The sequence below is a fragment of the Bradyrhizobium sp. AS23.2 genome, assembly GCF_001908185.1.
Lineage (GTDB): Bacteria > Pseudomonadota > Alphaproteobacteria > Rhizobiales > Xanthobacteraceae > Bradyrhizobium.
Window position 1 is genome coordinate 119,950 of record NZ_LGHM01000147.1, and the last position, 8,855, is coordinate 128,804.

The following is an 8,855-nucleotide window of genomic DNA, read 5'->3' on the forward strand; positions in this document are numbered from 1 at the left end:
GCGTTCCAGCAAATGCGTTGCGTCCTGCCGGAACGCACAAGCTCAGTACATCTGCAGTGGCAGCACGTCTCCGGTCGGTCCCACCATGAGACCCCAGGCATCGCCTGCGGCCACGGTGAGGGTCTCGGTGCGGGCAGGACGCCCAGGCAGGCGCAACGCGTACTGATACTTGCCCGGCGGCAGATCGAGCATCGGGCCTTTCGGCGATTGCGGGCCGCCGGCGCCGGCTGCGATCTTCACCGTCTGATTGTTGATCGTCAGCGAAGCTTCCTTCGGCCCGATATTGCCGAGCATCAGCCTCGCCTGTCCCGCTTTCGGCATGATGTCGGCCTTGGCCGCGGCCTGCGGATTCCGCTGCACCAGGTTGACCGTGGTCTCAGTCCCGGCGCGGCCGAGCTTCAGCACCGCCGGCCCCTCCGGCGAGGTGAACGCCAGCTCTGCCCGCTCGGCCGTCAGGAGCGCGCCGTCGGTCTTCTCCTGCCAGCCGCGTTTGGAAAGCTCCGCACGATAGAAGGCGAGGACGTCGCTGAGTTCGGCGGGGATGCTGGCCTCGAGCTCGGTCCGGAACGGCTGATCGCTGCCGGGCAATTTCGTCGAGCTGATCCCGGTCGAGCTGTGCAGCGTCGGCACGGGCAGGGCGGCATCGGGATCTGGCTTGAGCGGCTTGGTCGATTTGGCCTGTACCGACTTGGCTTGTGGCGGCTTCGCCGCAGCGACGATGAGGCCCGAGCCGTTGGCGCTGACGTTTACCTTCGGGCCCATTTGCATCACGGTCATGGAGATCGACTTGCCGCCCTTGGAAAATTCCATCACCACCATGTTGGGCTGGCTGATGACGGAGGGCTGCTCTTTCCAGCCGGCCGGCTTCAGCGCTGCGCGATAGAACGCGGTGAGCGCCTTCACGCTCGACGTGGAGGAGAATTCAAGCCGGCCATCGTCGCCTTCGAACTCCACGTCCTCGGCGGTTTCGGGCAGCGGCAATGGCGTCTTGCTGTCGGCGAGCGCATTGAGCGGCGCATCGGATAGCGCGGCCGCCTGCACCTTACGCCTCGCTTCGTCGGCGGCGATGACCTGTTTGGCCGCTGTCTCCGCATCTTTGAAGAACCTTTCGTCGGCCTCCTTCTTCGCCTTGGCGCGGGCGGCAAGCGTCGATTCCTTCACCTGAGCGGTCAGGCTGATCATGGTGAAATCATACTTGCGGCCAAGCCGCAGCAGGCCCGTTTCCTCGGGCGAGGAAATCTTGATCGCGACCTCATCGCCGGGCGAGAGCGGTGCGCTGCCATCCTCCTGCCAGCCGCGCGCGGCGAGCTCGCGATGATAGAAGGCGAGCACGGCGGGCAGCTCAGCCATCGCGGCCGCCGTCATCTCGCGCTTGTTGGAGCTTGCGCTGCCCAGGCCCATCGACGTCTTGGTGAAGCTCGGCCGCGGCAGGCCGGCGGCGTCGCTGTCGGCCTTGAGATCGATCGGAAGCGCGAAGGGAGCAACCCGGATGTCGACATTGGTCCGGCCGTCATCGCGGCGCGTCAGCGTCAGCATGACCGGCCTCTGCTTGTAGAAGCCGGTGACGTCGCTATCGGGATGGTCGTAGAACACGCGCAAACCGTTGGGGACGGTCTCGTCGAGGCCGGCATTCGTCCAGCGCGCGGCCGTTTCCAGCGTGAGCTTGCGCCAGCCGATCGTATCCATCTGGCTGGTGTAGAAATCCGATGTCGCATCGAGCGCGTCGGGTGCGATGCAGCCGAGATAGGGCCTGGTCCCGTCGAACACGATGTCGCTCGCGCCTTCGGGAAACGGCACGTTCGAATAGATCCGGTCGGTCGTGTAGTAGACCACGGACTGGTCCGGCCGGCCGAGGGCTTGCGTGAAATGAACGGAAAGACCCTGCCGTCCCTTCCTGAATTTCAGCGTCGTGCTCTTCTCCTCCAGAGGCAGCACATAGGGCACCCAGCCGTTGGCGCTGAGCAGTTTGCGGACTGCGGGCAATGTCACCGCCTGCGGCGTCGGCGCGCGATATTCCACCCGGTAGGGATCGGGGCGCGAGGTGTCCTCCACCGCACCCTCGAGCTGCGGCAGCGCGTGGACATCGACGATACCCTCGTCGGCGCCGGCCGCGATCGAGCAGCTCGCCACCAGGAAGAGGCCGCATGCAAGCAGCCGCCATCGTGCCGGGATTTGCGTCCCGCGCCGGACCATCGACATCGTCAAAACTCCTGGATTTCGCACGCCGCCCTGGCTCGCGCGCGATTGCAACGGCTGCGACACCGTCGGCGCGGGCTCAGACGACTAGTCGCGGCGGAAACCCGTGAGGTTCAAAGAGCAGGGCTCAAGAAGAGGGCTCAATATAGCTGGAGCGGCGACCACAGGTCTCCGTCGGGCCCGACCGTGACGTCCCAGGCATCGCCGGCCAACAGCTCGATCGTCGTGTCGCGGTCCGGGCAGCCTTCGACCTTCAATGCGTAGGCGTACTTGCCCGACGGCAGATGGAACAGCGGAGCCTCGGGGCGTTCCTTGCCGGCCCGGGCGGGAAGCGTGACGGTCCGGTTGTCGATGGTGAACACGGCGTCCTTGTCGGCGAGATTGGTGAACATCAGCGCCGCCAGGCCGGGCCTGGGCATGACGCGCGCCCTGGTTGCGGCGTCCTGATTTCGCTGCACGAGATGGACCGAGGTGCTGCTGTCCTTGCGGACGAGCTCCAGCGCCGCCGGCCCCAGCGGAGAGACGAAGGCGAGCTGGACGCGATCGGCGGCGACCACCGCGCCATCGTGCTGTTCCTGCCAGCCGAGCTTTCCGAGCTCCGTGCGGTAGAAGGCGAGGACGTCGCTGAGCTCTGCGGGGATGCGGGCTATCAGCTTGGTTCTGAGCGGGGCTTCGACGCCGAGCATCGTGGTGGTGTGGGTTCCTCTAAAGCCGTAGCGGGTCGGCGCCGGCAGGGTGGCATCGGGATCCGGCGTGAGCTCGCCCGAAAACAGCCGCGGCAGGTGTGGCGCCCAGCTGCTGGCGCTTGCTGCGAGCATGCAGATCGTGAGCAAGAAGAGGCCGCACGCAAGCGCCAGCCATCGTGCCGGGGCTTGCGCCCCGGGCCTTACCGTCCGCATCTCACTCTCCAGGGATGTCGCGCGTCATGTCATTGCGCGATGGCAAAGGCTGCGACACCATCGCCGCGGCTTCAGCAGCTAGTCGCGGCGGGAAACAGTCGGGTTCAACGACGAGGTCTATCGCCGGGCGGAGACTCGCCCGCTCTCGACGTCAAAGACCTCGCCGCCGGCGCCGATCTCGGCAAACGCGGCCGGGTCCGCGCCGGTCAGCCAGACCTGCGCGCCGAGCTTGCGCAGCTCATCGAACAGCGCCGCGCGCCGGTTCGGATCGAGATGGGCGACGACCTCGTCGAGCAGCAGCAGCGGTACGATACCGGTCATCTCGGCGACCAGCGTCGCATGCGCCAGCACGAGGCCGATCAGCAGCGCCTTCTGCTCGCCGGTCGAGGCATCGCGCGCCGGCATGCTTTTCGGCGCATAGATCACCTGGAGGTCGGTGAGATGCGGGCCGTCGGTGGTGCGGCCGGCGATGGCGTCGCGCGGTCGGTTGTCGCGCAGGATCTGGCGGTAGCGGTCCTCGACCGACGTCGCGGTCTCGGTGAGCAACGCGTTCTCCATCCAGCCGTCGAGCGCGATCTGCGCCGAGGGAAAGGCGGACGCCTGTGCGCGCGCATTCAGCATGCCTGTCAGCCGCGCCGCGGTCTGGCCGCGCGTCGCGGCGACCGCGACCGCAAGCTCGGCGGTCTCGCGCTCGATCGCATCACACCAATGGTCGTCGTAATTGCGCGTCTCGAGCAGGCGGTTGCGCGAGCGCAAGGAGCGTTCGAGCGCGGAGATGCGGCTGGAATGCTCGTTGTCGATGGCGAGCACCAGGCGGTCGAAGAAGCGCCGCCGCTCGGAGGCCGCGCCCATGAACAGCCCGTCCATCGCCGGCGTCAGCCACACCATGCGGATGTGGTCGCCGAAGGCGGCCGCTGAATTGACCGGCTCGCGGTCGATGCGGCAGCGCCGGCTGACCGCGGCATCAGTGCGCGGCGCGTCGATCCCGGTGCCAAGCGTGGCGAGCCCGAGCGCGCCCTCGACCTGCGCCGAGACCGCCCAGGAGCCGTCGCCCTGATTGTCGGCAACGTCTTCCAGCGTGGCGCGCCGCAAGCCGCGACCTGGCGAGAGGAACGAGATCGCCTCGATGCAATTGGTCTTGCCCGCTCCATTCGGCCCGACCAGCGCCACCATGTCAGCCGCCGTCTCGAGCCCCGCCGCCCGGTAGTTGCGAAAATGCGTCAGCGTCAGGCGATGAATGCGGGAGGGGGTCATGTTAGCTCGTCATTGCCGGGCTTGACCCGGCAATCCATCGCCCGCGTCAGCGGGCAATTTCATCATATAGGTCTTGCCACGCGGGATTGCTCTTCACGATCAGATCGATCTTCCACTCGCGTGACCAGTGCTTCATGTTCTTTTCGCGCTGAAGGGCAGCGGCGATCGTTTCGTGCGCTTCGAAATAGACCAGAGTCTTCACCCCGTAACGTTTGGTGAATCCGTCTGCCCGACCTTCGCGATGTTCGAAAACGCGTCGGACCAGATTGTTCGTGACGCCGATGTTGAGTGTTCCACCGGGCTTGCTGGCGAGGATGTACACCCAATAAGTCATCTTGTTCGATGGATGGCCGGGTCAAGCCCGGCCATGACGAGAGGGAGAAATATCCTCACACCCGCATCGGCATCAGCACGTAGAGGGCGCTCTTGTCGTCGCGGTCCTGGACCAGGGTCGGCGAGCCGGGGTCGGCGAGCTTGAGGGTTGCGACGTCGCCTTCGATCTGGGCGGCGATGTCGAGCAGATAGCGTGAGTTGAAGCCGATATCGAGGGCGTCCGAGGCGTATTCGACCTCGAGCTCTTCGGTCGCGCTGCCGGAATCCGGATTGGTCACCGACAGCACCAGCTTGCCCGCCGACAGCGACAGTTTTACCGCGCGACCGCGCTCGCTCGAAATCGTCGAAACGCGGTCGACCGCGTTCTCGAAATCCTTCTTGTCGACGACGAGTTCCTTGTCGTTGCCCTGCGGGATGACGCGGCCATAATCGGGAAAGGTGCCGTCGATCAGCTTCGAGGTCAGCACCACATTGCCGATGATGAAGCGGATCTTGGCCTGCGACAACTCGATCGTCATTTCGGCCTCGGTGTCCTCGATCAGGCGCTGCACCTCGCCGACGGTCTTGCGCGGCACGATCACGCCGGGCATGCCGGCCGCTCCCTGCGGCTGAACCAGGTCGAGCTGGGCGAGGCGGTGGCCGTCGGTGGCGACGCCGCGCAGCGTCGCGGCCGTGGCGGTGCCTGCGGCGTGCAGATAGATGCCGTTGAGGTAATAGCGCGTCTCTTCGGTCGAGATCGCGAACTGGGTGCGGTCGATCAGCCGCTTGACGTCCTTGGCGGCAAGATTGAATGAATGCGTCATGTCGCCGGCCGCGAGATCCGGAAAATCATTCTCCGGCAGGGTCTGGAGCGTGAAGCGCGAGCGGCCGGCGCGGATCGCCAGCACGGCGCGGTCGCCGTCGGCCTCGAGCACGATCTGCGAGCCGTCCGGCAGCTTGCGCACGATGTCGTAGAACATGTGCGCCGGCACGGTGGTGGAGCCCGCGGTCGCGGTTTCGGCGGCGAGTGTCTCCGTCACCTCGAGGTCGAGATCGGTCGCCTTGAGCGATAATTTCGCGTTCTCGGCGCGGACCAGCACGTTGCCGAGGATCGGAATCGTGTTGCGGCGCTCGACCACGCGGTGGACATGGCCCAGCGACTTCAGGAGTTGCGCGCGTTCGACCGTAACCTTCATTGCACTACCCGCCCGATCCCCAAGATGGAAAAGCGATGGAAAAGCCGGGCGGCCGGAAGCGCGCCACGGCACCGAAGACCCCGGAAAGCCGGATCATCCAGCCGATATGACCAAAGCCGCCGAGGTCGCGCAAGGTGGCGCGGAAAGCCATCCGTTTCAAGGGATTGGGGGCCAGTTCCCCACGATTTACCGGCTATTTCGGTGTCGCCATGGCGAAGCTCCGCCCCCTCGCCCCGCTTGCGGGGGCGCGACGAGCTTCGCGCGCGCTGAGAGCGTTGGGGTGAGGGGAGTCCCCGCGAGAACGGTGAGAGTTGGATGCGCGGAGGCTCCCCCTCACCCGAATTCGATCTGCGGTCGAATTCGACCTCTCCCCGCAAGCGGGGAGAGGTGAAACAGATAGGCGTTTACTCCTGAAGCTGGCGCTTCAGCGACTCGACCTCTTCCGACAACGCCGTGTCCTTGGAGACCAGGGACTCGATCTTGCGCACGGCGTGCAGCACCGTGGTGTGGTCGCGCCCCCCGAAACGGCGGCCGATTTCCGGCAGCGAGCGCAGGGTCAGCGTCTTGGCGAGGTACATCGCCACTTGCCGCGGGCGGACCACGTTGGCGGTCCGGCGCGAGGACAGGAGGTCGGAGCGGCTGACATTATACTGCCGCGCCACGATGCGCTGGATGTCCTCGATCTTGATCCGCTTCGGCTCCTGCGGCCGGACCAGGTCGCGTACCTCGCGTTCGGCCATCTCCAGCGTCACCGGCTGGTTGTTCAGCTTCGAGTGGGCAAGAAGCCGGTTGATCGCGCCTTCGAGATCGCGGCCGTTATGGGTGATGGTGCGCGCCAGATAATTCAGCACCTCCTCCGGTGCGTCGAAGGTCGCATGATGGGTGCGGGCGGCGGCGACGCGCGATTTGAGGATGCCGAGCCGCAGCTCCTCGCCGAGCGAGCCCATCTCGACCACTAGACCGCCGGCCAGCCGCGAGCGCACGCGATCATCCAGGCTTTCGAGATCGGACGGCGGACGGTCGGCCGCGATCACGACCTGGCGGCCGGCGTCGATCAGCGCGTTCAGCGTGTGGCAGAACTCGGCCTGCGTCGACTTTCCCTGCAGGAACTGGAGGTCGTCGATCACGAGCACGTCGATGCCGCGCAGCGCTTCCTTGAAGGCGAGCGCCGTCTGCGTCTTCAGCGCGGCGACGAAGCCGTACATGAATTTTTCCGCGGTGAGATAGAGCACCTTGCGCTCGTTGCCGGAATTGCCGGCCCAGGTCACCGCCTGCAACAGATGCGTCTTGCCGAGGCCGACGCCGGCATGGATGTAGAGCGGGTTGAACATCACGGGATCACCGCGACGTCCTTCTGCCACCTGGCGCGCGGCCGCATGCGCCAGCGTGTTGGAACGACCGACGACGAAGCTTGCAAAGGTCAGGCGCGGATCGAGCGGCGAGCCGCCGAGCGCGTCGTGATTGGCCGAGACCGGTGCAGTCGCAGTCGAGCGCAGCTCCGGTGCGGGGACGCGTCGCGTCTCGACCGGCGCTGGCGCTTCCTTCGTCTGTGCGACCGGGCGCACCGCCGAACGAACGGTGAGATCGATGCGATGCACCTCCGGCATCTCGGCCTGCCAGCACGACAGCACGCGCTCTGCATAATGAGCCTGGATCCAGCTCTTCAGGAAGCGCGTCGGGACCGAGAGCCGCACGCTCTCGTCCTGCACACCCTCGAGATCCATGCGCGCAAACCAGCTCGTATAGACGTCTTCACCAACGCTCGAGCGCAGCCGACCCTTCACGCGTGACCAGCGATCCTGTTCCGATGTGTTCATCGTAAAAAAACTTCTCTTGAGAGGTAAAGTTGCGTTGTGAGCGCCATGCAGGGGTCCTGCCATCAGGGTTCCTGTCATGGCGCGACCTCAAAGCGAGTCCATCGTCAGGCATGGCTCGACCGTTCGGCGGAAACGCCGCGTCCGATCAGCGATGTCAGAGATGGAGGGGTCGCGAGGTCAGCGCGTACTCGGCGCTCCGTCACATGCCGGAGGCTGGAGGTCGGACTGATCTAGAACGGCATCGTTGGAATTGGAAGTGTGATTAAATACCGCGTTGAGTCCGTTAGACATGATACCTCCCCATCCTGCCGTGATCGCTCACGGCAAGGTACTACGTGTCCTGAAGACAACCGCACCGGAAACTCCGTCACGGATGTCCTGCCCGTCTGCACTAATCGTTCACCCGGCTTCGCCATCGCGCATGTCGGGTAGCTTCATTGTGTCTCTCACTTTCCCCCTTTTGCGCTTGGCGCGAACGAGATGCGTAAGATCTCGCTTGGAGACATTCAGACAAAGAGCTACCGTTCCCACATTGCTATGGGTTTTGTACCGACAATCGCTTGTTGAAGCGTCGCCAACGTGCACACCGCCGCCGATTTGCACGCTCGCCCCGATTCCAAAACCGCGCTGGTCTCAAGATCGTGGGCGCCGCGAACGGCTTAAGGAATACACTAAGCCGAAAGACTCGCAACGGAATTGATTCAGACTCGCGGCATCTAAAAACTTGAACTGCGTTAACGCCGCGCGCGACTTGTGCACAAGCTTGAGAGCAAGTTTTTGAATCCGTGCACAGATTCGAAAACCAAACGCGCTGTGTGACAATTGACGAGCAGCAGCCAAAAATATTTTACAAAACCTTCACGCACGTCCCGCGCGAGGTCATTTTCCAAATGCTTGGCCTCGCTATGTGGATAAGTGATTATCCAAACATCGTTTTTCGAGTCTCGTTTCACAGGGTAACTCCGCCGCTGTGAATCTGCGGTGTGAAGGGCTGTCTTGCCCGGCGATTGCATTTGTGCCCGTGCCGCAGGAGTTTTTCGCAGCGCAATGAAAGTTTCCGCTGTTGCAAAATCACCCGCGGTAAAACTGGCTGACGCATCGTGGTGCCGGCGATGCAAATCTTCCAATCGTCGATTGGCCGTGGCGCGACTGCTCTTGCGAATATGACAGGCAATAAAAAA

At 64.4% G+C, this 8,855-nt stretch carries 8 protein-coding genes; all 8 read right to left on the reverse strand.

Annotated elements, in window-relative coordinates; genetic code table 11:
* Positions 1 to 42: 42 nt before the first annotated feature.
* Positions 43 to 2,199 carry a hypothetical protein gene (locus AC630_RS29415; protein WP_074121940.1) on the reverse strand — a complete coding sequence of 719 codons (2,157 nt, stop codon included), beginning with the start codon at positions 2,197 to 2,199 and terminating at the stop codon, positions 43 to 45.
* A gap of 137 nt (positions 2,200 to 2,336) precedes the next feature.
* Positions 2,337 to 3,095: a hypothetical protein gene (locus tag AC630_RS29420; RefSeq protein ID WP_074121941.1), complete on the reverse strand. Its 759-nt coding sequence runs from the start codon at positions 3,093 to 3,095 to the stop codon at positions 2,337 to 2,339.
* Positions 3,096 to 3,212: 117 nt separating this feature from the next.
* The gene (recF, locus tag AC630_RS29425) at positions 3,213 to 4,349 is read right to left on the reverse strand and encodes a DNA replication/repair protein RecF (protein ID WP_074121942.1); all 1,137 of its coding nucleotides are present in this window, start codon (positions 4,347 to 4,349) and stop codon (positions 3,213 to 3,215) included.
* 46 nt (positions 4,350 to 4,395) lie between these two features.
* Positions 4,396 to 4,683, reverse strand: a complete 288-nt coding sequence (locus AC630_RS29430) for a GIY-YIG nuclease family protein (protein WP_074121943.1) — start codon at positions 4,681 to 4,683, stop codon at positions 4,396 to 4,398.
* Between the two features lie 55 nt (positions 4,684 to 4,738).
* A complete protein-coding gene (gene dnaN, locus AC630_RS29435) occupies positions 4,739 to 5,857 on the reverse strand; it encodes a DNA polymerase III subunit beta (RefSeq protein ID WP_074121944.1) in 1,119 nt (372 codons plus the stop codon).
* Between the two features lie 4 nt (positions 5,858 to 5,861).
* Positions 5,862 to 6,008, reverse strand: a complete 147-nt coding sequence (locus AC630_RS45695) for a hypothetical protein (RefSeq protein ID WP_167561303.1) — start codon at positions 6,006 to 6,008, stop codon at positions 5,862 to 5,864.
* A gap of 253 nt (positions 6,009 to 6,261) precedes the next feature.
* Complete coding sequence (gene dnaA, locus AC630_RS29440; RefSeq protein WP_074121945.1) at positions 6,262 to 7,674, reverse strand: chromosomal replication initiator protein DnaA; 1,413 nt, start codon at positions 7,672 to 7,674, stop codon at positions 6,262 to 6,264.
* Positions 7,675 to 8,408: 734 nt separating this feature from the next.
* The coding region (locus AC630_RS45700) for a hypothetical protein (RefSeq protein ID WP_167561304.1) at positions 8,409 to 8,855 on the reverse strand (447 nt) is incomplete at its 5' end.